This window comes from Parabacteroides sp. AM08-6, from assembly GCF_003473295.1.
Taxonomy (GTDB): Bacteria; Bacteroidota; Bacteroidia; order Bacteroidales; family Tannerellaceae; genus Parabacteroides.
Window position 1 is genome coordinate 82,701 of record NZ_QRMP01000001.1, and the last position, 26,290, is coordinate 108,990.

Here is a 26,290-nt window from a genome sequence, read left to right on the forward strand (position 1 = left end):
TATTATATGATAGAAAGATATGAATACAAAGAAAACAAGAGTTATCACACGTGAATATGAAAGGAAGATGTCTGAAATCAGTCCGTTTGAACTAAAAAACATTCTGATAGAACTGGCTGATGAAAGTGCCCGTAAAAGTACCCATATCATGCTGAATGCCGGACGTGGTAACCCGAACTGGATTAGTACAGTCCCTCGTGAGGCTTTTTTCCTGCTTGGTCAGTTTGCTCTGGAGGAGTGTAAACGTAGTACGGAATTTTCGGAAGAGATGGTCGGACTTGCCGGTGTTCCGGATAAGAAACGCATTGCTTCGCGTTTTATTCAGTTTTTGAATAAACATACAGATTTCTCCGGAATGCCTCTTTTGAGGGATACATATAATTATATGGTGATGCAAAAAGGGGTCGATGAAAACGACCTTGTTTTTGAGTGGGCGGAAGGTGTTATCGGCAGTCAGTATCCCGTACCTGACCGTATCCTGAAATATACGGAAATATTGGTTGAAGATTACCTGAAACAGGAACTTTGTGATAATCGCTTTAAAGGTCGTTTTGACCTTTTCGCTACGGAAGGGGGAACGGCTGCCATGTGCTATATTTTTGATTCCCTGCAACAAAACTTGTTGCTTAATAAAGGAGATAAAATAGTCCTGTTTGCTCCTGTTTTTACTCCTTATATAGAAATACCCGAGCAGGCCCGCTACTTATTCGATGTAACCGAAATCCACGCTTGTAAAATGACACATGACGGTTATCATACCTGGCAATATCTGGAAAAAGACCTTGATATATTAAAAGACCAATCTGTAAAAGCTGCTTTTATCGTGAATCCCAGTAATCCGCCTTCGTACGGACTGACCCCTGCTTTGATGAACCGGATTGTTGAAATTGTGCGTCATGACAATCCAAACCTGATGATTATAACGGATGATGTATATGCTACATATATCCCTGATTTTTGTTCTATTATGGCTGAATTGCCGGAAAATACGCTTTGTGTCTATTCTTTTTCCAAATATTTCGGAGCAACGGGGTGGCGTCTGGCTGTTGTAGCACTCCATGAAGATAATATTTATGACCGCATGATAAAGGAGAAATCAGCCGATCAGAAAGAGATTTTAAATAAACGGTATAGTAGTTTGACACTTCATCCGGAAGAGATGCGTTTTATTGACCGTATGGTTGCCGACAGTCGTCAAGTAGCCTTGAATCATACTGCAGGACTTTCGCTTCCGCAACAAACACAAATGGCACTTTTTGCAGCCTTTTCCCTGCTTGATAAGGAGAATGCTTATAAAAAGAAAATGCAGCAAATTATTCACGACCGCCTGCATACATTGTGGGAAAATACTGGATTTACTTTGTTGGATGATCCGTTGCGTGCCGGTTATTATAGTGAGATTGATATGTTGGTATGGGCGGAGAAGTTTTACGGAAATGATTTTGTGGAATATCTGAAAGCGAACTATGAGCCGGTCGATGTCGTATTCCGTTTGGCAAAGGAAACATCACTTGTTCTCCTGAATGGTGGCGGTTTTGATGCACCCGAATGGTCTATTCGTTGTTCATTGGCTAATCTGAAACGTGATGATTATGTCCGTATCGGTAAAGGTATTGCTGAAATATTGCATAGTTATGCCGCCCGTTGGCAGAAAGAAACCGGGAGGCTTTGATAATTTTCATCGACAAATAAAATATCTGACTGTCTCTTAAACAAAACGGGTTCTCCTTGCGTTTTAATAATAGAACGTGACAGGAGGCCCCGTTCCGTTATAAACGTACTCTATCACCCCATAGATATTATTGAACAAAAGGTATTGATATAAATGCTATTTTTGTTAAAAATGAAAAGATTAAACAAATAGTGTGAAGTCGTATATATGATATTCCGGAGAAAGGGAGTCGATATATTTGCAGAAAACATTGCTAACAAATAAAAACAGACTAAATATGGTGTATGACATTGAAATGCTGAAAAGCTTCTATGCTAATTTTCCGAAACGAGTAGATGCAGTCCGTTCCTATATCGGTCGTCCGATGACGTTGGCCGAAAAAATTTTGTATGCACATCTTTATGATGAGAATGGTATCCGTCCGTATAAAAGGGGAGAAGATTATGTGAATTTCCGTCCTGACCGCGTTGCCATGCAGGATGCTACGGCACAGATGGCTTTATTGCAGTTTATGAATGCTGGAAAAGAAAAATCAGCAGTTCCCGCAACGGTTCATTGTGACCACTTGATTCAAGCTAATATCGGAGCAAAAGCGGATATTGAGACAGCTACTTCCGGCAATCGTGAAGTATATGATTTCCTGAAATCCGTTTCCGATAAATATGGTATCGGTTTTTGGAAACCGGGTGCCGGTATTATTCATCAGGTTGTACTCGAAAATTATGCATTTCCCGGCGGCATGATGGTTGGTACGGATTCGCATACGCCGAACGCCGGTGGTTTAGGTATGGTGGCTATAGGTGTTGGTGGTGCGGACGCTGTCGATGTGATGACCGGGATGGAATGGGAATTGAAAATGCCGAAACTGATTGGTGTGAAACTGACCGGAACATTGAACGGATGGGCTTCTGCAAAGGATGTAATTCTGAAATTGGCAGGTATTCTTACCGTAAAAGGTGGAACAAATGCCATTATTGAATATTTTGGTCCGGGTGCTTCATCGCTTTCGGCTACCGGAAAGGCTACTATTTGTAATATGGGGGCTGAAGTGGGAGCAACAACATCACTTTTTCCGTTCGATGCTAATATGGCAACTTATCTGCGTGCTACGGGACGTGACAGTATTGCGGCCTGGGCGGAGGCTATTGCGGAATATCTTGAAGCCGATATGGATGTCCGTGCTAATCCGGATGAGTTTTATGACCGTGTAATTGTCATTAATCTCTCTGAATTGGAACCGCATATCAACGGACCGTTCACGCCGGATGCAGCTACACCGATATCTGAATTTGCTGCTAAAGTAAAGGCTAATGACTGGCCTCGCAAGATGGAAGTAGGGCTGATAGGTTCTTGTACCAATTCCTCTTACCAGGATTTGAGTCGTGCCGCTTCAATTGCTCGTCAGGCATCTGAAGATAAAATTCCGGTAGCTGCTTCACTTATTATTAATCCTGGTTCCGAGCAAATACGCTATACCGCCGGACGGGATGGTATTATCGGCGATTTCGAGAAAATAGGCGCAACCATTATGGCAAATGCCTGTGGCCCCTGTATCGGCCAATGGAAACGCCATACGGACGATAATACCCGTAAAAATTCCATCGTTACCTCCTTTAACCGAAATTTCGCCAAACGTGCTGACGGTAATCCGAATACACATGCTTTTGTTGCTTCTCCCGAGCTTACATTGGCATTGACCATTGCCGGCGACCTTTGTTTCAATCCGCTTACCGATACTTTAAAAACGGAAGATGGCCGTGAAGTTAAACTGAGAGAGCCGGAAGGCACTGATTTTCCCCCGAATGGTTTCGATGTGGAAGATAATGGTTATCTGGCTCCTTCCGGAAAGAATGTAGACGTAGTGATTGCTCCGGATTCTTCCCGCTTACAGGTTCTTCAGCCTTTTACTCCTTGGGATGGCAATGATTTGCTTCAAATGCCGCTACTTTTGAAAGCTGAGGGAAAATGTACGACAGACCATATTTCGATGGCTGGTCCATGGCTTCGTTTCCGCGGTCATCTTGAGAATATATCCGATAATATGCTAATGGGCGCGGTAAATGCTTTCAATGGTAAAACAAATAGTGTATTGAACCAACTGAATAATGCGTATGAAACGGTTTCGGCTGTAGCTAAGCAATATAAAGCGAAAGGTATTTCATCAATTGTTGTTGCCGAAGAAAATTATGGGGAAGGTTCATCCCGTGAACATGCCGCTATGGAACCGCGTTTTCTGAATGTAAAGGTCATTCTGGCTAAGAGTTTTGCCCGTATTCATGAAACGAACCTGAAAAAGCAGGGAATGCTGGCTTTGACATTTGCCGACAAGGAGGATTATAAGAAGGTTCGTGAAGAAGACCGTATTTCTATCGTGGGTTTGAAAGACTTTGTTCCGGATAAACCGCTGACAGCGATCCTTTATCATGCTGACGGGACAGAAGATTCGTTTGCCGTTGAGCATACTTATAATGAATTGCAGATAAAATGGTTTAAAGCCGGTTCTGCATTAAATACAAATAAATACTGATTTATATGAGTAAGATAACAAAAGAAGGCGGATGCCTGATTGTACCTGAGCAGGTAACGATTCCCTATATCGAAGGGGATGGTGTGGGTGCGGAAATAACTCCGGTTTGTCAGCATATTGTAAATATTGCCGTGAAGAAAGCTTACGGCAGCAACCGTCATATTGAATGGAAAGAGGTGTTGGCTGGCGAAAAAGCTTTTAAACAGACTGGTAGCTGGTTGCCGGATGAAACAATGGACGCATTTCGGACCTATATGATTGGTATTAAAGGGCCGCTTACAACTCCGATTGGCGGCGGGATACGTTCGCTGAATGTCGCATTGCGGCAGACCCTCGATTTGTATGTTTGCCTGCGGCCTGTCCGGTGGTTTCAGGGAATTGTGACTCCGATAAAAGAACCGGAAAAGGTCGATATGTATATCTTCCGTGAAAATACGGAGGATATTTATGCCGGTATCGAGTGGCAACAAGGAACACCGGAAGCCAATAAGTTTTATCGTTTCCTGACGGAGGAAATGGGAGTTACGAAGGTACGTTTTCCGGAAACTTCTTCATTTGGTGTGAAACCGGTTTCTATTGAAGGAACAGAACGTTTGGTTCGGGCTGCTATCGAATTTGCTATAACGAATCGTTTGCCGAGTGTGACGCTGGTACATAAAGGAAATATTATGAAGTTTACCGAAGGTGGCTTCAAACTTTGGGGATATGCGCTTGCCGAACGTGAATTTCCAGGTCAGACATTTACTTGGCCTCAATATGAAAAGATTAAGAAGGAAAAAGGGGAGGACGCTGCCGCTCAGGCTTTGTTGGATGCCGAAAGTTCCGGCAAAGTGGTGATTAAGGATGTTATAGCGGATGCTTTTCTGCAAAATACATTGCTTATACCGGAAGAATATTCTGTGATTGCGACGTTAAACCTGAATGGTGATTATATTTCCGACCAGTTGGCAGCTATGGTTGGTGGTATCGGAATTGCTCCGGGGGCTAATATTAATTACGATAGCGGGTATGCTATTTTTGAGGCTACGCATGGGACGGCCCCCAATATTGCCGGAAAGAATATCGTGAATCCTTGTTCATTGATTTTATCTTCTGTCATGATGCTCGAATTTATGGGTTGGAATGAGGCTGCTATGCTGATAACGGCAGCTCTTGAGCATGCTTTTTCCGAAGGAAAAGCAACACACGATTTGGCCCGTTTTATGCCGAACGGCCAATCTCTCGGCACCAAGGAGTTTGGTGAATATATCGTAAAGATTTTATAAAGAAAAGAAGAATTTAACGGTATTTGTTTTTATCCCGGTAAATTATCTTTCCAGTCAAACAATTCATTCATTAATAATTAAATAGAATACAATGAAAAAGGAATATCTCATTTATAAATTGTCCGATGCATCCAGAGATGCTTGTAAAATAGACAATGATTTGTTTCCGAAATATAATGTGAAGCGTGGTTTACGAAATGAAGACGGTAGCGGTGTGCTGGTTGGTCTGACCAAGATTGGTAATGTGGTAGGGTATGAACGTTTGCCTGAAGGTGGTCTGAAAGCCATTCCCGGCAAATTATTCTATCGGGGTTATGATGTTGAGGATATTGCACATGGTCTGATTAAGGAAAAACGTTTCGGTTTTGAAGAAGTTGCTTACTTGCTTTTGTCTGGAAAGTTACCGGATAAGGAGGAATTGGCTTCCTTCAAAGAATTGATTTGTGACAATATGCCGCTTGAACAGAAAACTAAAATGAATATTCTTGACCTGGAAGGGCAGAATATTATGAATATACTGGCTCGTAGCGTTCTCGAAATGTACACTTTCGATCCGAATCCGGACGATACCTCACGCGATAATTTGATGAGGCAATCTATTGAACTGATTTCCAAGTTTCCGACTATTATTGCATATGCTTATAATATTTATCGCCATAGTACGCATGGCCGTTCCCTGCATATCCGTCATCCGCATGAAAATCTATCCATTGCTGAAAATTTCCTGCATATGTTGAAACGTGATTTTACGAATTTGGATGCCCGTACGCTGGATTTGTTGTTGGTTTTACAGGCAGAACATGGAGGTGGTAACAACTCTACCTTTACTGTTCGTGTGACCAGTTCTACCGGTACGGATACATATTCGTCCATAGCGGCCGGTATCGGCTCTCTTAAAGGGCCGTTACATGGTGGTGCAAATATTCAGGTTGTGGATATGTTCCATCATTTGAAAGAGAATATTGCCGATTGGAAAAATGTAGATGAAATAGATACCTATTTCATGCGTATGCTGAATAAGGATGCCTATAATAAGACTGGTTTAATTTATGGTATCGGTCATGCTGTTTATACTATTTCCGACCCGCGTGCTGTTGTATTGAAGGAATTAGCTCGCGATTTGGCGAAAGAAAAAGGCCGTGAAGAAGAATTTAATTTCCTTGAATTGTTGGAAGAGCGTGCCATCGAATGTTTTGCAAAACATAAAGGTACTAAAAAACGGGTTTCTTCAAACGTGGATTTCTATTCCGGCTTCGTTTATGAGATGATAGGTCTGCCACAGGAAATATATACACCATTGTTTGCAATGGCCCGTATTGTAGGTTGGACGGCACACCGTATCGAGGAATTGAATTTTGAGGGTAAACGCATTATTCGTCCGGCTTACAAGAATGTACTTGAGGAACAAGCTTATGTTCCGATTGCCGGACGTTAATTGTTGAATTTTGATTAACGGTTGTTAGAAAGGGAGTTTTCGTATTGAGATATACGGGAACTCTTTTCTTTTGTAATAAATGGAATTATTGTGAATGATAGATTTTTAAAGTAAACTAATCGTATTGATTATCTCATTCAAACCGATATATTCAGTTTGTGTCATTACGATTTTTCCATCTTTTCCGGCTAGAAACAGGCGGGGGATTGTATTATCGGCAAAAAGCGAATAGACTCGTCTGTCGGGATCGGTAAAGAATGGTATATTATATTTATTGTCTTTAAAATAGCGGAGTACTTCTTCTTCGGTCTGTTCTCTTGCTATTAGGATAATTTGTACGGAAGGGGTATCGGTGTATTTTTCATATAAGGCCTGAATGTCGGAAAAAGCTTTTTGGCAATCCCGACAGGTCGTGCTGAAAAAGATGATGGCTGTAATTTTTCCTTTCAGGTTCGCGGTGGAAATAGTCTCTGTTTCATTTTTAATTGAAAATTCAGGGAGCATGTCACCTTCTTTTAATGTAAAAGCATTTTTATCCGGTCCGTCTTCTTTTATGCAAGATAAGAGGAACAAGATGAAAAATAAGGATGTAAAAAACTTAGTCATAATTATTTTTTTAACAAATATACTGATTTCTGACAAATTATACCATAATTTAGCTACACTCTGTTTTTGTTGTATGGCTATTTCCGGATAATATGTATATTTGTCCATTAAAATAAAGAGAGAAGGATAAAAAAGTTATCTGGACATTGACGATCAGTAGAAGATAAAGGAGCTGTTAGTAAATGCTTTCCGGACAAGTCGATTGGGAAAAATATAGAAAGATAGAGTGAGAGAAATGAAAGAATCTGTGCGCATCATCCGTTTTATTTTGGTAGGTACGCTTAATGCACTTATTGCTGCTTTGGTTATCTGGCTGATGATGGAAGAGTTGGACTGTAATTATATAGCCTCTAATATTACGGCTTACATAGTTGCACAGATTAATAATTTCTTTTGGAGTAAATATTGGATATTTACTTCTAATGCAGGGAAATTCCAACGTGAGATACCTTTGTTTTTGCTTGCTTTCGGTTGTGCTTACGGAGCCCAGTTCTTGGCACTCCTATTGATGGTGGAAGGATTGGATTTGAATGAGTATCTGGCTCAATTTCTCGGTCTGTTTGTGTATGGAGCTGTTAATTTCTTAATGAACAAAAAGGTTACTTTTTTACGTCGTTGACCCGGTTTTTAAGATTGCGGGATGTCTATTAATTATGGATGGGAAGCCTTTCCCATAAATAGGGCGGTATCATTTTCCAGAAGAAGACTAAAATAGCATAACGCCAGTCAATAATTACACGACGCTTTTTACGGGTAAGTGCTTGTACGATTTTACGGGCTACGTAATCGGGGGACATTAATAATGGATAATGGTCGTTTTTCAATAAATCCGTTTTCACGAATCCAGGACGGATGTCGGTAAATGTTATAGAGTGTTTTTCCATCTTTGCCAACTGCGCAATTGCATCTATATAAGTGTTTTGAAAGCGTTTCGTTGCTGAATAGGAAGGTGCTGCGCCTAATCCTTTGGTCCCGGCTATGGAACTGATAACAGCTAAGTGGCCTCTGCCTTGTTTGGCGAAATAATGGTAAGCTGCCGTTACCATACGCGTGAAACCGAGGGCATTTGTTTCGATTGTAGATAATTCCGTAGCAGGGTTTAATTCCCTGTTCTGACTACCGATACCGGAGCATAACAGGAATATATCCATTCCTCCTGTTTGTTCGATGAGAGTCTGTAGTTCTTCGGTAGAATTTGGTCGTGTGATGTCTATTTGGCGAGCTTCGGTTTGCTCCGGAGCTTGTGCGGCAAGTTCTTTCAATTTTTCGAAGCGACGCCCGGCAATGCCTACTTTCCAACCTTTTTGTTGGTAAATACGGGCTATTTCGTAACCGATGCCCGATGTTGCTCCTATTATAATGATTCTTTGTACAGTTTCCATACGTTATTTATTAACAAAGAACTGATTGTTTCTGTTTTAAATAATTCGATTTGTTCCAGTAGACAAATATACAACAAAAACATGTTTTTGAAAGTAGTTCTTTTGCGAAAAAGAAAAAGACAGACAGTTTATCTGGCAGAATAATTGGTTTGTAAAACAGAAAGTTATATCTTCGCAAACTGTTAACAAACGATAGTTGTGGAAAAATGAAAAAGTGTTTTTATCTCATTATGACCTTATTGTGTTTTACCAGTTCTATTATGGCTGCTCCTTCTTTTCGTATAAAAGGAAAAATTGTGGATGCTAGTACTAGTAAACCAATCGATGTGGCGGATGTGCTTCTCTTTCAGAAAGGGAGTACAGATCCTGTGTATAATACTTTGCCCGAAGAGGATGGCTCCTTCGCCATTCCTGATGTAAAAGATGGGGAGTATAGTTTATTGATTCGACAAATAGGATATGACCTCTATTCGAAGCAGGGTATCGTATTAACCGCTTCTTCTCCTATGCTCGATTTAGGAACAATAGCGATGAAGCCGCTCGAAATCGGTTTGTCCGAAGTAGAAGTGGTGGCGCAAAAGAAGCAAGTCATCTATAAGTTAGACAAGAAGGTCATCGAAGCTTCTTCCAGTTTGTTGGCGGGGGGAGGATCGGCCGTGGATATCTTGGAGAATACTCCTTCTATCCGGGTAGATGCCGAAGGCGAAGTAACTTTCCGTGGAAGTAGCGGTTTTGCTGTTTATGTAGATGGAAAACCGAGTGTGTTCAGTGGCACACAAGCTCTGGAGCAAATACCTTCCAGCCATATTGAGAATATCGAAATTATCACAACCCCTTCTGCTCGTCATGATACGGGAGGAGATGTGGGAATTATCAATATCATCACAAAGAAACATAGTCAACATGGGTTCAGCGGTATGGTAAATCTGACCGGTAGTACATTCTTGTCGCGTGGTATAGATTTTCTGCTGACGCAACAAAACAAGGCTTCACGTTGGTATGTGGGGGGAAGTTGGAATGACCGTTTGCGTAAAAGTCATTTCGAACAGGAGAAAACGACTATTGTAGCTGATACTGCTACAACCTCCCATTCTAAAGGACCTCGCGAAAGTAATAATCGGGATTATTCCCTGAAAGCTGGTTGGAGCTACGCTTTGCCCAAGACAACCTTGAGCGCCGATGTACAGGGGGGCTATGGCGGACGTTTGCGTAATGGAGATTTGGACTATACGGAAGTTCGTTCGGCAAAAGGAACCGAATTTGAAAAAGGCGATTATTATAGTCGTGACGATTACGATTTGCATGAAACTTATTTTCAGGGAACTATAGCGGCCGATCATAAATTTAATGACCGCGGGCATCAGTTAAGTGCCAGTTTCTATCTGAAATACGGAGGTAATGCCATGGAGTATTTTCAAAGTGACCTGTATAATAAAAATAATGAACGTGAACAGGGTCATCGTGCCTGGGAAGATGAGCATCGTTGGACTGTCCGTGGTAATGTAGATTATGTCTATCCATATAGTAAGACCGGACGCCTGGAAAGTGGTTACCAGTATTTTTCCTATCTCGAAGATGGCGATTACAGCATGCAGTTCTGGAATCCGGAGAAAAAAGAGTTTTATTGGCGTGAGGATATTTATAATACATTTTATTTCCAGCACGGTATCAATTCTATTTATGCAATTGTTGCCGACAGTTATAAGGCATTCGATTTTCAGGCCGGTGTAAGAGGGGAACATACTCACCGTGTATTACGCAGTTCGATACCTGGTAAAGACCGTACTTATAACAAGTTCGAGTTTTTCCCGTCTGTGCATCTGGGATATAATTTCCCGAAGGAACATAAGTTGATGGCATCTTATTCCCGTCGTATCACCCGTCCCGAACTGTTCTTTATGGAGCCGTACATCACATATCGCGATTATTATTCGGCAGAAATCGGCAATCCGGATATCCGTTCGGAATATATCAACTCTTTTGAACTGAATTATAAAAAGAATATCGGTGAACATACTTTATCGGCTACTGTTTTCCATCGTAGCCGTAAAGATAAGATTGAACGTCTGCGCGTTCCTTATGAAGCAGGTGTGACACTGGATTCGATGGCCAATGTGGGGCATGATTATTCCACTGGTCTTGAATTGAGCGGACAGCTTCAACTGACTCGTTGGTGGAGTACCACATTGAACGGCAGCTTGTATCATTATAAAGTGAAAAACCAGTATAAGCTGGATGGAAAGAATGAGACCAGTACCAATTACGATATTGTATGGAACAATGGTTTTGATGTCCTTAAAAATACTCGTGTCCAGCTGGATGGAAACTTTGTCGGTCCGTCTGTTACAACTCAAGGTCGTACGGATGCATTCTGGTATGTGAATCTGGCTGTTCGTCAACAATTGATGAATCGGAAACTTTCGGCTACATTGGCTTTCCGTGATGTGTTTAATTCTGCTCGGTATATAAGTAATATCACGACTTCCAATTTACAGTCGATTACCCATATTCGTCCTAACTATCCGTTGATAACGCTGACTTTGAGTTATACATTCAATAACTTTAAAACTAAGAGTTCTCAAAATAAAGAGAATCATGATTTGTTTGAAGGAACAAACCATTAATGCCTCTTTTATTCCGTAGAAATGTTATTTTTCATGTCTTGAAGTAACATTTGTTTCGGGTTTACGGATAGTTTCCGTGTTTTTCTTGAATATTTTACTATTTTTGGCGGTGATATTATTTCAATAGGTTAGTATATAAACTCTATTTTATGAAAAAGGTACACATCCTTGGGATATTAACCGCCATTTTGTTAATGTTAATATTCTCTTGTAGCAAATCTGTTACGAAGGATGCTGATATTCAGTATATCCCGAAAGGAGATAGTATTTATATGAAGGCTCAGGATACTCTTTTATCCAATCCGCTCGTTGCTCGGCAGATGCTGGAAAAGGAGATGCGAATGCGCTCTGTAAGCGACAGTACGGAATGGTATTTCCTATATAGCCTTTATATAAAAACATTCTACTTTACTTCCGAAATTGATACCATCCCGCAGTTATGCCGTAGAGTTGAACAATATTGCGACCGGAAGCCGGTTCTGTCGCCACGCGAACATTACCTGATGGCGGAAATGTACAATATACAAGGTAATGCCTTCACTTTGATAAGCAACAACGATACTGCCGTTTGTTTTTATAAAAAAATGCTCGAACATGCCCGTTTGTCTCGAAACAACCGGCTTCTTATTAATGTTTACAACAATTTGGCAAATGCCTACGTGAGAGGTGGTCATTACGTAGAAGGTTCCTCGTATTATCGGCAAGCTCTTTTTATAGCCGATTCTTTGAAGCAAGAGGCTGGAAATATTATCTCTCTCTATACCGGGCTTGGACAAACTTATCTGGAATTGAGGGATTACGAGTCGGCGCATCATTATTACGACCTGGCTTATCAACGGTATGACGAAATGGACCTGAATAACAAATTCATCTATTTTACAAACATGGGAAGTCTTTGTTATTTTGAGGAAAACTATCCTGTTGCGCTCGAAAATTTCAAACAAGCTTATCAGTTGGTCAGTCCTTACCCGGAATTGCAGTACGAACATAATGTGTGTGCTATTAATATGGGTGAATTATATTTGTTAATGGGAAAGACTGATTCCGCCCACCACTATTTGTATAAGAGCTATGACTATTTCAAATCCGTTCATAACGAAACTGCTATTTATCATACGGAAACCCAAATGCTGAAACTGGCACTGGAAGAAAAAAATATTGAGAGGGCTACTCAAATACTAAAAACTTCGCTCGATACACATTATACGGAACCTCGTATGATAAATATCCGTAATAAATACCTGCAAGATTATTACGAAAAAACAGGTGATTACCGTAAGGCTTATCAGTATCTGAAAGAAAATGTGCAACTGGATGACTCAACCCGCAACGAACGTATCAAAATGCGTGTTGCCGAAATAGACCTCCGTTACAAACAAGATACGACATTGATGAAACAGACGATTTTTATTCAACAACAACGAAGTGATATGCAATCGTTACAATTGAGCTTTTTCATCTGGATTGTCGTATCTCTTCTCATTCTTGTTACAACAGCCTTTCTTTATTTTTATCAAAAGAAACGGTATGCTTATGTGAAGATGCAGCACAGAAATAAGATTATCGAATTGCGTATGGAAAGCATTCGCAACCGGATTTCACCACATTTTATTTTCAATACGCTGAATCGTGTAATCAGTAATTATAAGGAAACGGACAACGAGTATAAGGAACTTTATAACTTGTTGAAAATTATGAGGTTAAATTTGTGTCTGACCGAAAAACTTTGTGTATCGTTAGATGAAGAGCTCGACTTTGTCCGGACATATCTGGAACTGGAGAAACAACGCTTCGATTCGTCCCTGCACATTCATATAGATATCGATTCGGAAATAGACACTTCTCAATTTTTGCTTCCTTCTATGATGATACAAATTCCGGTCGAAAATGCACTTAAACATGGTTTGCGAAGTAAAGAAGGAAAGAAAATATTAGAGATTTCCGTTCATAAGGATAAAAATGAAACTTGGATTTGCATTGAGGATAATGGATGCGGATTCGGAATTCACATAGGGCAACAAGACACACAAAGTACGGGTATCGGCCTGAAGGTTCTTAATCAAATTATCCAGCTATTGAATTCAGGTAACGATGTCCCCATCTGTTTGTATATAGAAAGAAGTTTGCATGGAACCCCGGAATATCCGGGCTGCCTTATAAAATTTGTTATTCCGGACAACTATTCTTACGTTCTTACGGATGAAAAATAATCCGTTTAATCCTATTTTTCGGCCGGATGTACAGAAAAAATAAATAATAACCACATAAAAGGTTATACAAAGCAGAGAAAGTCTACGCAAATATTAAATTTGTAAAAAAGAGTGAGAGAAGGTTTATGAAAAATATCTACAAAATAGTCATTATAGACGATGATGAGCTAGCTATCGATAATCTTGTTTTCGAGCTTAAAATGTATGCTCATATTAAAGTCGAAGGAATTGCTAAGAACGGAGTTACAGGAAAAAGATTAATTTTTAAGACGATGCCGGATTTGGTGTTTCTGGATGTCGAGTTGCCGGATATGAAAGGTCCGGAACTACTTTCGTTAATCCGGCACGATGTAAGCTGGAATATGCAGGTCGTTTTTTATACGGCTTACAATAAATATATGTTGGATGCTATCCGTGGCTCCGCTTTCGATTACCTGTTAAAACCTATCGATAAAAATGAACTCTCGAAAATGTTGAAGCGTTTTGACGAAAAGACAATGGAGGAACAGCAAACACAAAACATACCTTTCCATGTCCAGTTGCGTAGTTTATCACCGTTGGAACAGACGATAATTCTTCCTTCACCCACCAACGACTTGCAGTTTCTGCGCCCGGAAAATATCGGTTTTTTCAAATATAACTCGGAACATAAGCAGTGGGAAGTTTATTTGAATAATACATCAACTCCTACTGCACTGAAAAAGAACTTGACCGCAGATCAACTTCTTAGTTCTTCTCCGTCGTTCGTACAAATTCATCAATCTTATATTATTAACATCAATTACCTGGTTATGATTAAGGATAAAAAATGTGTATTTTATCCCCCATTCGAACATATACGGGATTTACAAATATCGAAATTGTATATGAAAAAATTACAAGAACGCTTTCTGATGTTTTGAGCGTTACTTTTAAGTAATTTCAAAAGTAACGGGTCTTTTTATTTAATAAGGTTTGTATGGAGAATTCATCACGTTTAACGTTTTGGGAAGCCAGACACGGTATCGTTGCAACTTATCCCAAGTATTTCCGGCTGAAGCGAAGTCACAGAAATGAATTTGACGGGGGGTACGGTCACCTTCCAAATCCGTACCTAAAATCATTGGGGCTGTAAATGCCAGCCAAGCAAAAGCCGGGACTTCCACGGGTGTCAATTCTACAAAACCATCTTTGCTTACAATGACGGATGTTTCGTCTACAAAACCATCGTTAAAACGACTGTCACGCGCTAATACCAAAGGACCGCGAACAATTGCCTGGGCCTGGTTTTGTTCAATCAGGCGGGCACGCAAATCTAATTGGAGAGTTATCTTATCTCCTTTTTTCCATTTGCGGGTAACCGGAAAATAGCAGCCTTGCAATACGCCTTTTTCTGCTTGTCCGTTTATAGTCACTTCTGCGATTGTACTCCAAGCCGGTATGCGTAATGCAATTGTACAGACTGTTTCCTTTACAGGGCTGACCTCCAATTCTATTTTATCTGTGGCCGGATAGTCAGTCAGCTGTTTTAAAGAAATTTCTTTTTTACCCGGCAAGACAATCTCGGCTTCTGACGGAGCATAAAAATTCACATTGATGCGAGCTTCTTTCACCTGATAAGCAAATTGTGGTATCATGGCGAAAGCACGAGGGCCGTTTGCATTGCAACAATTAATGTGCATACCACATTGTTCTTCCCCTTCATGACGCCAACCTTCCAATGGACTATATTTGGCAATTTGCGAAGCATCGGCTTTCAAAGATGCCATCAACGCATTATAAATGGTTTTTTCCATATAGTCGGCATACAATGAATTTCCTGTCATCTGGAGTAAACGGTTACAAAGCTGCATCCAAGTAAAAGTAACACACGTCTCCATCGTATGATAAGTGGGTTGTGTTTGTCTGTCGTGTCCTCCATACCAACATTCGAAAGCACTTCCTGAACCGGCAATGTTGATTTCCTCTCGAATAATATGTCCAACCGTTTTCTCGACAACGGTGAGATATAATGGATTGCCTGTCACCTTGTAAAGTTCCAGCAACCCTTCATAACATGACATCATCTCGTAAGCCTTTTGTCCGTTTTCACGTGAAAACCAACTTTCCGGATGTGGAAAACGGTTGGCTACAGGAATGTCGGCGATTGCTTTGCTGATTAATTGCGGCCCTTCCGGTGTTTCCCATTGTTCTGCAATATAGTTGGCAAAATCCAAATACCGTTGCTCTTTTGTACGGTTATACAAGTACATCACCGGCTCCAAAATGGAAGAACTCGGCATACCAACATAATTACCGGTTGTTACAATATTTACTTTTTGAGGACCTACCTGTGTCATCAGATGATCAATCACTCGGCAAGCAGCATCAAGTGCTTTTTTGTCGCCGGAAAGGTCGTACCAGGCAATTAATCCTAATGAAGTATATTTACGTCCCCAAATATCCCATTGTTGCAATTGATATTCCGGAGCATAATTCCCGATATAACCATTTTCCTGCTGTGTTGCCATTAATGATTCTGCAGCGTCGCTGATAATTTTATAAAGTTCCGCATCCTGATTATAACGATAGGAGGCGATAGCTCCTTGAATCCATTTACCCCAAAACTCACTTTGCCAAAGATTTTTCTCTTCATGATGGCGGAATGGTTCAACTAAATGTTCCACATCCTGCGCTTTTACACGATGTTCGATACAATCGTCAATACGGTTGCCTATATAACCGGATATCTTTACGTGTTTGACGGATGAAGTACTATTATTTTGGGCTGTACCTGATAGTATACAAGAACAAAAGAAGATAATCGAGAGACCTTTTACAACAGATGCGGCATTCATAATTTCACGATTTAAAAATTTTGTAGTTTTACAAAGATAAGAAAAGGACTGACTTCTATTCTTATAAATTTGATATTTTAGTTACTAATTTTGCCAATAATAATTATCGGGTAGGCGGAACTGCTCCATAAAGAGTGTTAGGTATGTTTAGTGCCACAGTATTGGCACTGGAATGCCATCGGGGTGGCACTGCTGTGCCAATACTGTGGCACTCAGACAAGGTTGTATGTTAACGATTATCGTTGACTACTATCCGTCTTATATATAAGTCAGGTTGACTCGGTTAAAACTAAAACATAATAAAGGTTTGTATGTTAACGATTTTCGTTGTTAGTACTTTCCTACAAATACGGTATATGATAAAAAAAACGTTCCCAAGCTTAATAACTAGAGAGTTAAGCCTGGGAACGGGAGTTGGTAAATATATATTTGGGTTATTTTACCTTTTTATAAGTCATGACATAGTAATATTCGTCATCCTGAATATAGAGGACAAGTTCTGTGTTACTCAATTTTTCAATTTTGGCAGAGTCTTTATCTCCGTCTTCGTCGATAAGGGTCAGAATATTATTGTTGATTCGCCATTCTCCATTTATGTCATAATCTAAAATCTTTTCTCCATCCTCCGTATAATAACCGTAATTCCGGATAGAACCATCTTTTCTGAAAATAAAAACGTCCGACTCTTCGTCTACTGTGTAAGTGTCATGATATAGCACTTTGTCCTTGCTTGTATCATAACCAATATCGTCAACGATAACCCATGTACCGACTATTTTTGAGTTATTAACGCTTCCTCCATAGTCAATATCATCGTCACCATCGTTATCATCGCCACAGGAAGATAAAGAAAACATTAGACACAGGGATAACAGAGTCATAAAAGAAAGTAAATGCTTTTTCATACCAATAAATTGAGGGTCATCTAAGCCTGATTCGATGACAGTTAATAGTAATCGGCAATCAGGTTTGCCGTTTTTATACTCTTTATTACGTGCAAATCTATGGAATGGAGAGAATAAGAAAAAATACAAGAATTTATTTGGAGAATATTGAGCTACCAGAGAAGATATTCGGACGAAAAAAACAACTATTCGGATAAATTTATTCTTCTTAATAAACCGGGTCTTTCTGTTTTGTGAATTTTCGCGGGTAATTAAATAGAATGGCCAACAGTGCACCGGCGCCTAATAGATAAGGATAATACAAATATTGCATGATTTCGATGGGGGAGGTATGCCCTAAGCCGGCCGCCATCAGAAGTTGGGCTCCATAAGGAATGATTCCTTGGACAAAGCAGGAGAATATGTCCAGCAAACTGGCACTGCGACGGGGGTCTATGTGAAAACGGTCGGCTATGTCTTTCGCTATAGGTCCTGCCATGATAAGGGCTATCGTATTGTTGGCTGTGCAAAGATTTGCAAAACTAATCAGAGCGGCAATACTGGCTTCCGCTCCTTTTTTAGAACGAATGTGTGACGTTAGTTTCAGGATAATCCAGTCGATACCACCGTTGTAACGAATCATTTCAAGCATTCCACCCGCCAGAAGTGTGACAATAATAAGTTCGCCCATATTCGTGATACCCAACCCCATCGAGGCTGTCCATCCCCAGATATTGAAACCGTTTGTAAATAATCCGACAATTCCGGAAAGCACGATGCCTATCAGTAGGACGAGCATTACGTTTATCCCGCAAATAGCCGTTACCAGAACAACAAGGTAGGGCAGTACTTTCATCCATTCTATCGGTCCTGTTTCGTAGCTGCTGTCCATCCCACTTCCTATCAGAATATAGAGGAAGCCGGTAAAGAGAGCAATGGGAAGGGCTATGCGGATATTTACCTTGAATTTATCGCTCATGTTGCACCCTTGTGTACGGGTTGCTACAATAGTCGTGTCGGAAATGAAAGAAAGATTATCGCCGAACATCGCCCCACTGACGACAACACCCAGCATTAAGGCATCCGGCATCCCTGTTTTGTCGGCAATACCGACCGCTACAGGCGCCAGTGCGACAATTGTACCGACCGAAGTACCGACTGAAATAGATATGAAGCAGGCTGCAAGAAATATGCCGGCGGCAAGCAAATTGCCTGGTAAGATGGACATTGCCAGATTGACGGTAGCATCGACGGCTCCCATTGCTTTTGCTGTTTGGGCAAATACACCGGCCAAGATAAAAATAAGTACCATCAGCATGATGTTGCTGTTGGCGGCTCCCCGGCAGAATTGTTCGATGCGATTGCTCAATTTCCCTCCTTTGGAGATGGCAATAGCGACTATCGAAGCAATGACAAATGCGACAGTGATAGGCATCTTATAGAAATCGCCTGCAATAATCGATACGACCAAATAGGAGAGAAGGAATACTGCTAAAGGAATAAGTGCCCAAGCATTCGGTGTGTGATGAAGCGGAGAGTTCGTATTATCCATTTTCAGTCCTCAATTAGAATGTAAATCGAAGTGCAATGCGGACTCCACCTTTTTTTATACCCGGATGGTTCAGATAGGTCAGGCGACGATAGTAATCGATGCGCAATATTTTGAAAATGTTCTCTAAACCTATGCTGGCTTCCATATAAGGAGTCTTTCCTAACGGTTGCGTACCGTCGGGCAACAGGAATAAGTTTGGGGTAAGTGACGGATTATTCTTATCTGTCAAACCACCGTAAATACCGTTGAATGAAATTACTTCACGCAATCTGAACCATTTAATGCCCGGGATACGGTTTAATATCCAACCTTTCAGATAATAGGTAGCGTTGAACGAAACATATTGGTCTGTCACGAACTCCAACGCGCTCATCATGTGGAAGGCTTCGGGTTGGATGGTGATGGATTGGTTGGTATTAGGCAATATCAGAAGAGGAAAAGGAACTTTATTCCAGACTTTTCCGGCTTTTAACTGTGCATCGATATGACCGAACGAAGATAGCCAGATGCGTTTTTCGGCACTGATTTCCGTATGGTTGAAATTATAATCTCCGCCGAGTATACCTTTCACCCCTAATTGGTGGGTAAGTTTGAATACCGGGGCGTCTTTGGATAGATTGAATACGGATTCTTTACCTGTACGTCCGTTATAGGCACGTTCGCCCGGTGCAAAGCGTAATTGAGTCCCTACTTCGGATGTTGTGAAATCATTGATGCGGAATAAGTTTCCTTTGTCATTACGCAGGATATATTGTAAAGTCCCGGCAGCTTTGTTGTTTTGGTTAATTACCCATGATTTCCAAGTTAATCCGTTTAGCCATTCTTTTTCATATTGTAACATACTTTTCCGGATATACTGCATTTTAGTAACCGGTTCACCGACCTTCCAAGCGACAAAAATGTTATCCTTGCTGGTGAATAGGAAGTCTTGTCCGGGAGTATATACATCATATTCCTGAATGAATGAAAGGTTGTTGACCGGACTTTCTCCTTCATGATAAGCTTTTTTGTTGAAACTATGTGTTAGTTTCAAATTATATTTCAGCTTACGATCGTTGGTCCCATAAGCCAGATAGCCGCTGGCAAACCAGTAAGGACTGAGATTGGCTGTTGTCATACCCCCTACGCGCATACGGAAGCCTTCGAGATGATTGGCACTGAAAGTCGTGTTCATCGGTCCGAAATCGAATTTTGTAACTTTCTTATCGTTTGCTGTCGGGATGTAACCGGTAATTAGGATTTCAGCCGTTTTAATAATGGCATTGAAGGCAGGAACCTTACGCAGTTGTGCTAATAAATCTTTCAGGGCATCTTCCTTTTCTTTTAACGGAACAGGGCGGTTGTGTACCCAGAAGGTATCTGCTTGTATGGTTGCTTCCGGCAGGATATGTGTCGGACCAAGGAGCTGAAAGACAGAGTCCGCTTCTTGGAAATTGAAATTGTATTTATCGTAGTTACGTAGTTGATGGGCGTATAGTTGCTGAGCTCCTTTTACCACATAGAAGTTAATATATGTGTTTTCATTGCTGAGTACCCAGGTACTGTCAGGCAAGCGTTTGAACTCTTGTTCGATACGAAGTTTGTCTACCCAGTTCAGGTTAATGTTGACGGGGGTGTTGAGTAGAAATTTCTTCACGGCATAATTACCGTCCAGAGTAATATAAAGATGCCCGGTAAAACCGTAACTTTCACTGTTTACAGGGACAAAAGCCAAATCGACACATTTGTCTCCACCTATATCCAGCGTATCCATAATATAATACTTATAATAAGTGGTTGCCAGCGTAGAAGATAGCGGGCTGACGAAACGGTTCAGCAGGATAGGGACGTTATTATCGAAGATGTTGATACTTTTAAATATTTCTTCCAGATTGGAGGTGATACCGCCGCCATCATCGAGCGTTTTGTCGATACCTTGCATCCGTTTAGCCTTCGTGATAGTTTTTGTTGTTTTGGGACTTTTCCGATAATAAACGTCAGACAGATTTTCACGAACGGAGAGTGTCAGTATGGGCTTGCCGTTAAATTCGGATGTGTCCAGATAGTTCTTGATGAACTTGAATTTTTGAAGGAATTTGTTCTTGTCTAAGTTCGGATTGAAATTATCCAGCGACAGACTCAGTTTTTCGTATACTTCAGTTTTATATTCGTCCCTAGCTTCAATGCGGTTCTCATTCTTATGTTCGATGACTTTCTTGATAAGTTCGACAGCCGGATTGTCTTTACGGGAATATTTTTCGCGTTTGGGTTTGATTACGACTTCGGATATTTCAAAAGATGCCGGTTTAAGCAGAATTTCCACCCCATCGTTTTTTTGTCCCGGTTTGAGGGTGATTGTTTTAGTATCATACCCCAGTGAGGTGGCTGCTAACTTCGTGTATCCTTTATCGTTTTGCAAGGTGAACATCCCGTCATCATCAGTCATATCCCCGATAGTCGAGCCTTCAAAGTAAACGGATACGAACGGAAGGGGTTCGTTTGTCACGGAGTCTTTTACGATACCGGAAGCCGAGGTAATGCTCTGAGCATAAGTTATGGAAATACCTGTCACTGTCTGTAACAGGACTAACAGTAATATATAGCGGATAATTCTTACCATGTATTTAACGTTATTCCTTCTCGGATAATGCAGTGGACAAAGGTATGATTTTTATCGGGAAGAGCGATAGAGGCGATATTAATAATCTTTAATCGGAAAGCTTGTCTTTGCTCTCCTAAAAGTTCGACCGGAGCTTTTAGGAGAGCAAAGACTGATTCTTTTAATAGGCGTCGGCGATACTTTCGCTTCTCAATTGTTTATCGAATGTCGCTTTATCGAGCTTTGTGGTTACGTGGATAGTAACCGGCTCACCTGGCAACAGGTCGAAGTAATTGTCGGAGAAGAAGTTGTCGATACCATCAATGCTCAGGAAAACACCACGTGCAAAGACATCGCTCATGACGGTCACGTCATAACCGTCTCCTGCCGGAACGGAAGTCATTTGAATGTCGGCTTTCGGGAAGTCTATGTCTTTGAACCGGGTAAAAAAGTAGTTGTTGGATATTATTTCACCGTCCTTACCGCTTTCGGTAAAACGGGCGTTTACCACAACTTCGTTGGGGTTTTTACCGTTCAAAACGCTTTCAATGGGGGCGGAGAACTGCGATTTGCTTGTATTGGCGGGCAAGGTAAGATTAGTTTTCTTTTCGAACAGAATATTCCCTTTCAAGTCCATTACACGAATATCGAGTTGTCCTTTAGTCGGTTTCAAGCGGTCGGATACGATATAAACGTGCAACGTACCGTCTTCTGCAATCGGGGATACAAGGATATCGCGGTATGCTTTCTTCGCAAAGTAATGTTGTGCTTTCCAGCGTCCGTAATAATCGCGGCTGGACCAGGATGCTACCGGCCAGCAGTCGTTGTGCTGCCAAAAAAGCGTACCCATATTATACGACATCATGCGGCGATGTGCTTCAATAGCTGTCTTGATGGCATCCCCTTGGAGTAATTGTCCCATATAAAGAAAATTAGGGAAATCCTTCGGTTTGCGATATTCGTTCAGCAAATACCATTCAATTAGGCCGTTGGCATGGCTACCACCACGCTGATGAGCCATCATTACGTCCGAATAGATATTATGGTCGCGTTCTTCCGGTGCGTATTTCAATACAGACTGATATTCAGGGAAGGATTGGAAACCGTATTCGGAAAAGAAACGGGCACGTATCTTGTTATAATTGGCAATGCTGTCCTTGGCATGCCATACACCCCAATAGTGGGCATCGCCATTAGGATTCCAGTTTGTAGTGCCACTTTCGCATTTGGCATCCGGATTGCCTCCGTAAGGAGAAGACGGCCAGTAGAAAGCTGTCGGGTCATATTCCTTTACTACTTCGGGAAGGAGTTTGTGAAAGAGGTCTTTATCATCTTTACGCATTTCTTCCAATACACCCAGTTTTTCATATTTCGGCATCCAACCCCAGTTAAACCAAGCGGTATGGTTTTCGTTGTTACCGCACCAGATGGCAATACATGGATGGTTACGGAGGCGGACTACATTGTCGATAGCTTCCTGTTTGATGTTAGCCAATCGTTCCGGTGTCATAGGGTAAGTGCTGCAAGCAAACATGAAGTCTTGCCAAACCATGATGCCGTATTTGTCGCATAAATCGTAGAAAATGTCGTTTTCATAGATACCGCCGCCCCATACACGAAGCATATTCATGTTGGCATTGACAGCATCGAGAATCGTTTTTTCGTAACGTTCGGGAGTAACACGCGGTAGGAAATTATCTTGCGGAATATAATTGGCCCCTTTGGCGAATACAGGTTTACCGTTTAGTTCAAAATAGAAAGTAGTGCCGGCTTCGTCTTTTTTGCGGATTACTTTCAGACTGCGGATGCCGATATTGGTTGTTTGAGAGTCGGCTATTTTACCGTCTATGGTAACAGTGGCAGTGAAAGGATACAGGTGAGCTTCCCCCAGACCGTTTGTCCACCAGAGTTTCGGGTTATTTACGATGAGATTTATCTCTATCAGGTTTGTCCCTTTTTTGACAGGGGTTGTTTTAGTCCAAGTGGTTTTGATACCATCGGCTTTAATGGTCAAGGTCGCTTCACCGTCTTTATCGGCGATTACTTCCACACGTGTTTTAATATCGGCACGTTTGGTATTCACTTTTTCCTGAATGTATTGTACATTATCGATACGGGCATCGTTCCATCCAATTAAATAGGCAGGACGCCAGATACCGCTTGTTACCAGGCGAGGCCCCCAGTCCCAACCATAATGATAACCGGCTTTACGGGCGAAGACACTAACCTTTTTGTCGAAAATACCGCCGTTTTCGGATTGGTCGTTACCGGCTTCAACCGGATATTTCAGGGCATCGAAGTTCGGCAAATCAACTTTAATAGGGGAATGGAAATAGATACGAAGTTCATTTCCATCCTTTTTCAGTAAACTTTTTACCGAAACGACCCATTCGCGAAACATATTGTTTGCTTTCAGAATACAGGAGTCATTCAAATAAACGTCTGCATAAGTGTCGAGTCCTTTGAAATCCAAATCAATATTATCTTTATCGAATACTTCGGGAGCGACATCCAAGGTCGTTTTGTATTCCCAGTCTTCTTTGTCCACCCATTGAACACCGCGTTCATTCAGGCGGTAGAAAGGGTCTTCGATAATTTTATTATCCATTAAGTCTGTTTGGACTACTCCCGGCACTGTAGCCGGATACCAGTTATTGCCACGAACCTGTTTGAAGGTCCAGCCGCTGTCGATGTTTTGTTTAGCTACTCCATCAGCCTTTACCGGTGATGCCGCAACGAGTGCGGAAGCGAGGGCTAAAATGGATACTGTTGTTTTGTAACGCATAAATATCAGGTTTTAATGATGTGTTATCCTAAAGCTTTTTTATTCTCTTCGTTTATCGGATTTTTGCCTTCCGGTGTATATAAATATTCAATTCGGACAGCGTAGGCCTTTTCTACTTTGCCGCGTACGATTTTCATTGTACTGTTTACCATGCCGTTTTGTTCGGTAAAAGATTCCGGGAGAACAGCGAATGTGGTCGGCAACCAACGGTCCGGGAAAAGTGACGACAGGTCACCGCCTTTACGGAAACGGTTTATCTGTGTTTGGAGGATGCGGATGGCTTCCTCTTTACCTTTATCCGACGATAAATCCAGATGGGAGTGGGACAGAAGATTTTTCAGTTTTTCTTTGTTTGGAACTATAAGGGCTACAGTATACGGGTTTTGATTGTTATACAAAATAATCTGTTCAATGCAGGAGGAATGTTCTACTAAAGCCTCTTCGATACCTTCCGGACTGTATTTTTCACCGTCACTACCAATTAACAGGCTTTTGAAACGTCCCAAAACATAAAGAAGTCCATCTTTTCCCATATAACCCATATCGCCGGTATAGAGCCAGCCATTGCGAACTGTTTCGGTTGTGGCTATCGGGTTTTTCCAATAGCCTGCCATCACATTTTCGCCCCGTATTATGATTTCTCCTTTTTCGCCGATTGGAAGCTCGTTTCCGTCCATATCACATATTTTCAGTTCAAGCGGTTGGACAAGGATACCACTGCTACCGAATGTATGGCGTTTGGGACCGTTAGTGGAAATGACGGGAGTGGCTTCACTCAGACCATATCCTTGATACATGGGCAAACCGATTGCATAAAAGAACTTTTGTAAATCTTTATCCAGCAAAGCGCCTCCTCCGATAAAGAATTTAAGTTCTCCTCCAAAATTCTCGCGAACTTTCCTGAAAAGTATTTTGTCGAAAAGGCTAACTAACGGTTTCAGGAATATACGGAAACCTCGTCCTTTTTCTTCTCCGCCGTCACCGTTGTAAATATAGGCAGTGTGCAAGGCTAAGTGAAAAAGGCGTTCTACATTTTTACCTTGTGTACGGATACCTTGCTCAATACTTTTCCTGAAATTCTTGGCTAAGGCAGGAACGCTTAATATCAGGTAGGGCTTAAATTCTTTAATATTGACAGGTATATTCTTTAGTGTCTCCATGCCTGTCCGTCCCACTTGTACAGTTGCAACGGAAGCTCCTTTCGACATAAAAATATAGAAACCGACAACATGGGCAAAACAATGATCCAAAGGTAAAATGACCAATGTACGCCAAGTTTCGTCAATATCGACACATGTAAGTGCTTGTTCAACATTAGCCGTATAATTCCGGTGTGTCAGGATTACCCCTTTCGGGTCTGCTGTTGTTCCGGAGGTATAGGTAATGGTGGCGTAATCGTCATTTTGCAGATTTTTCCCGGTGGAGAGGAATTCATCCAGTGGATGTTTTGTTAAATATTCTTTTCCCATCTGCAAGACCTCGGATAGGAGGATTTCCTTTTCTTGATAGTCTGTTTGTTTATCAATTACAATTACTTTCTTAACAAGTGGGAGTTTATCTATAATATTCCGGATTTTTTTCAGTTGGTTTCCGGATACTAATATATACTTGACATCAGCGTGTTGCAAACGGAATAATAAATCGTTTGCTTCTTCCAATTTGATAGAAAGCGGAACATTTACCGCTCCGGCATAAAACATCGCTAATTCTCCGATAATCCAAGCATTACGACCTTCACTCAGCAGCGCCATATTGTCGCCTTTCTTTACACCGAGGGCAACAAATCCGGCACCTTCCGTATAGACTTGTTCTTTTACTTCCTTATAAGAGGTCGGAATAAATTTGTCTGTGAGTTTTTCCCACAGGAAGGGATTGTCGGGAAATTGCTTTACCGAACTTTCGAATAGGTCTACCAATGTCTTTTTCATTGCTTTGATATCTTTATGAGTTTAAC

The 26,290-nt window shown here is 41.2% G+C and carries 16 protein-coding genes; 8 read left to right on the plus strand and 8 right to left on the minus strand.

The genetic code is table 11. The features are described 5' to 3' along the window. Nucleotides 1-19: 19 nt before the first annotated feature. The 4 genes from DW103_RS00320 to DW103_RS00335 all read left to right on the plus strand — a co-directional run bounded on the left by DW103_RS00320 (nucleotide 20) and on the right by DW103_RS00335 (nucleotide 6,899). On the plus strand, nucleotides 20-1,672 hold the full coding sequence (locus DW103_RS00320) for a bifunctional aspartate transaminase/aspartate 4-decarboxylase (protein ID WP_122273679.1): 1,653 nt from the start codon (nucleotides 20-22) through the stop codon (nucleotides 1,670-1,672). Nucleotides 1,673-1,949: 277 nt separating this feature from the next. Continuing rightward, nucleotides 1,950-4,199: an aconitate hydratase gene (locus DW103_RS00325; protein ID WP_122273680.1), complete on the plus strand. Its 2,250-nt coding sequence runs from the start codon at nucleotides 1,950-1,952 to the stop codon at nucleotides 4,197-4,199. Between the two features lie 5 nt (nucleotides 4,200-4,204). Beyond that, nucleotides 4,205-5,464, plus strand: a complete 1,260-nt coding sequence (gene icd, locus DW103_RS00330) for an NADP-dependent isocitrate dehydrogenase (RefSeq protein WP_122273681.1) — start codon at nucleotides 4,205-4,207, stop codon at nucleotides 5,462-5,464. Between the two features lie 91 nt (nucleotides 5,465-5,555). Further along, nucleotides 5,556-6,899: a citrate/2-methylcitrate synthase gene (locus tag DW103_RS00335; RefSeq protein WP_122273682.1), complete on the plus strand. Its 1,344-nt coding sequence runs from the start codon at nucleotides 5,556-5,558 to the stop codon at nucleotides 6,897-6,899. Between the two features lie 105 nt (nucleotides 6,900-7,004). Here DW103_RS00335 and DW103_RS00340 read toward each other — a convergent pair whose 3' ends face one another. Next, a complete protein-coding gene (locus DW103_RS00340) occupies nucleotides 7,005-7,505 on the minus strand; it encodes a TlpA disulfide reductase family protein (protein ID WP_122273942.1) in 501 nt (166 codons plus the stop codon). A 235-nt stretch (nucleotides 7,506-7,740) separates the two neighbouring features. Here DW103_RS00340 and DW103_RS00345 point away from each other — a divergent pair, with 235 nt between their 5' ends. Beyond that, nucleotides 7,741-8,124 carry a GtrA family protein gene (locus tag DW103_RS00345; protein WP_122273683.1) on the plus strand — a complete coding sequence of 128 codons (384 nt, stop codon included), beginning with the start codon at nucleotides 7,741-7,743 and terminating at the stop codon, nucleotides 8,122-8,124. Between the two features lie 28 nt (nucleotides 8,125-8,152). Here the strand turns inward: DW103_RS00345 and DW103_RS00350 are convergent, their stop codons facing one another. Continuing rightward, complete coding sequence (locus DW103_RS00350; protein ID WP_122273684.1) at nucleotides 8,153-8,887, minus strand: SDR family oxidoreductase; 735 nt, start codon at nucleotides 8,885-8,887, stop codon at nucleotides 8,153-8,155. A 206-nt stretch (nucleotides 8,888-9,093) separates the two neighbouring features. Here DW103_RS00350 and DW103_RS00355 point away from each other — a divergent pair, with 206 nt between their 5' ends. From DW103_RS00355 to DW103_RS00365, 3 genes are all read left to right on the plus strand, one after another. Beyond that, nucleotides 9,094-11,511 (plus strand): outer membrane beta-barrel family protein, encoded by a 2,418-nt coding sequence (locus DW103_RS00355; RefSeq protein WP_122273685.1) that lies wholly within the window; start codon nucleotides 9,094-9,096, stop codon nucleotides 11,509-11,511. A 149-nt stretch (nucleotides 11,512-11,660) separates the two neighbouring features. After that, nucleotides 11,661-13,721 carry a histidine kinase gene (locus DW103_RS00360; RefSeq protein ID WP_122273686.1) on the plus strand — a complete coding sequence of 687 codons (2,061 nt, stop codon included), beginning with the start codon at nucleotides 11,661-11,663 and terminating at the stop codon, nucleotides 13,719-13,721. Between the two features lie 125 nt (nucleotides 13,722-13,846). Then, a complete protein-coding gene (locus tag DW103_RS00365) occupies nucleotides 13,847-14,623 on the plus strand; it encodes a LytTR family DNA-binding domain-containing protein (RefSeq protein ID WP_122273687.1) in 777 nt (258 codons plus the stop codon). A gap of 42 nt (nucleotides 14,624-14,665) precedes the next feature. On the opposite strand, the gene DW103_RS00370 is transcribed toward DW103_RS00365, so the two are convergent. From DW103_RS00370 to DW103_RS00395, 6 genes are all read right to left on the minus strand, one after another. Next, the gene (locus tag DW103_RS00370; RefSeq protein ID WP_122273688.1) at nucleotides 14,666-16,537 is read right to left on the minus strand and encodes a glycoside hydrolase family 127 protein; all 1,872 of its coding nucleotides are present in this window, start codon (nucleotides 16,535-16,537) and stop codon (nucleotides 14,666-14,668) included. Between the two features lie 434 nt (nucleotides 16,538-16,971). Beyond that, nucleotides 16,972-17,442, minus strand: a complete 471-nt coding sequence (locus tag DW103_RS00375) for a lipocalin family protein (RefSeq protein WP_122273689.1) — start codon at nucleotides 17,440-17,442, stop codon at nucleotides 16,972-16,974. A gap of 208 nt (nucleotides 17,443-17,650) precedes the next feature. Continuing rightward, entirely contained in the window at nucleotides 17,651-18,973 is a 1,323-nt protein-coding gene (locus DW103_RS00380) for a Na+/H+ antiporter NhaC family protein (protein ID WP_122273690.1), read from the minus strand. 13 nt (nucleotides 18,974-18,986) lie between these two features. Further along, the gene (locus DW103_RS00385) at nucleotides 18,987-21,572 is read right to left on the minus strand and encodes a DUF5686 and carboxypeptidase-like regulatory domain-containing protein (protein WP_122273691.1); all 2,586 of its coding nucleotides are present in this window, start codon (nucleotides 21,570-21,572) and stop codon (nucleotides 18,987-18,989) included. A gap of 160 nt (nucleotides 21,573-21,732) precedes the next feature. After that, nucleotides 21,733-24,336 (minus strand): glycoside hydrolase family 2 protein, encoded by a 2,604-nt coding sequence (locus DW103_RS00390; RefSeq protein WP_122273692.1) that lies wholly within the window; start codon nucleotides 24,334-24,336, stop codon nucleotides 21,733-21,735. 23 nt (nucleotides 24,337-24,359) lie between these two features. Then, entirely contained in the window at nucleotides 24,360-26,264 is a 1,905-nt protein-coding gene (locus DW103_RS00395; protein ID WP_122273693.1) for a long-chain fatty acid--CoA ligase, read from the minus strand. Between the last annotated feature and the right edge of the window lie 26 nt (nucleotides 26,265-26,290).